Source organism: Streptomyces sp. HSW2009 (genome assembly GCF_040240285.1).
GTDB lineage: Bacteria > Actinomycetota > Actinomycetes > Streptomycetales > Streptomycetaceae > Streptomyces.
Genome location: NZ_JBEHZD010001013.1, coordinates 1 through 1,270, shown reverse-complemented (window position 1 = coordinate 1,270; position 1,270 = coordinate 1). Strand labels below are relative to the sequence as shown.

Genomic DNA, 1,270 nt, shown 5'->3' with positions numbered 1-1,270 from the left:
TCCGTATCTAACCCCCCGGAAGGGACGCCCCGGTGACGGAGAACGCCGATTTGCAGTCCGTCCTCGACCGCGCCGCCCGCGGCGGGGGGGGCCCCCCCCCGGGGGGGGGGCTCGGCCGCGGCGGGCGTAGGGTGCTGGCGCCGCGGGCGTGCGCGCCCGAAGAACAACCGCCGGGCGTCCGCAAGACAGCCTGCCCGTAAGGAGTTTGGAGGGGTCCCAAAGCGGTGGGAGGACCATGCTCCGAAGGGCGCGTGCGCGGCCCTCGGGGTGCCCGGGTGCGGCAGGCGTCAGCGGTGCACGGGGGCCCTGGCACCGAGTCTCGTACGAGTGGCACCACGATCTCAAGGAGACGGCGATGAACGGCTCGGACAGCCTGGCCCGCGGCGTCCCACCCAGCCGCCCCGGCACGCTGCACGCACGCACCGTCTGCGGCGATCTCACCGCCCTGCCGCGGCCGGGTCTGACCGTGCGTTTCGGGCGCGGCGAGAAGCCGGGTACGGACCTGGGGGTGGGCGTGGACGACCGGCGGGTGAGCCGGCGGCACGGCGAACTGACCTTCCGCGCCGGCGGCTGGTGGCTGCGCAACACCGGCCAGCAGCTCGTCCGGCTGCCCGAGGGCCGCATGATGCACACCAGCTCCGAACCCATCCCGCTGGCCACCGGCTACACCCCGCTGTTCGTCCAGGGCTCGGGCCACCGGGAACACCTGGTCGAGCTGTACGTCACCGACCACGACGACCGGGGGCCGGTCTCCAGCCGCCGGGCGGACACCGTACGGCCCGAGCGGTGGGTGCTCAGCGACGAAGAACGGCTTCTGCTGGTGGTCCTCGGCCAGCACTACCTGGAGTACGAGCCGGACCCGCGTCCGCTGACCTACAGCCGGGCGGCCGAACAACTGGGCTTCCTGCGCCCGGACGGCGGCTGGACCGCCCGCAAGATCGAGTACCGGGTGGAGGCGGTGCGCCGCCGCCTGCACCGCACCGGCTTCAAGTACCCGCTCATCCACGACAACCCGGACGAGCGCCCGTCCGACAACACCCTGCTGCACAACCTGCTCAAGGGCCTGGTGGCATCGACCACCCTGGTGCCGCCGGACCTGGACCTGATGGACGACGCACAGGGCTGGCCCGCGCAACCGCCGTACGGGCCGGTGCGCTGACGGGCCACTCGCCCGCCCGGCCGCCCGCCCCGGGGGGGGGCCCCGGGCCCGGCCGGGGGGGGGGGGCCCGGGGGGCGCGGGGGGGGGGGGGGGCGCCGGGGGGGGGGCGCG

2 protein-coding genes are annotated in these 1,270 nt (G+C 75.5%); both read left to right on the top strand.

Translation table 11 applies throughout. From position 1 onward, the window contains the following. The first annotated feature begins 32 nt into the window (after positions 1-32). Positions 33-200 carry a hypothetical protein gene (locus AAHZ94_RS34255; RefSeq protein ID WP_349997583.1) on the top strand — a complete coding sequence of 56 codons (168 nt, stop codon included), beginning with the start codon at positions 33-35 and terminating at the stop codon, positions 198-200. 155 nt (positions 201-355) lie between these two features. Continuing rightward, the gene (locus AAHZ94_RS34250) at positions 356-1,159 is read left to right on the top strand and encodes an FHA domain-containing protein (RefSeq protein WP_349997582.1); all 804 of its coding nucleotides are present in this window, start codon (positions 356-358) and stop codon (positions 1,157-1,159) included. Positions 1,160-1,270: the final 111 nt, after the last annotated feature.

Excerpts from the sequence above, each read along its gene's own strand:
- AAHZ94_RS34250 (WP_349997582.1), top strand. The coding sequence starts at position 356 with ATGAACGGCTCGGACAGCCTGGCCCGCGGCGTCCCACCCAGCCGCCCC.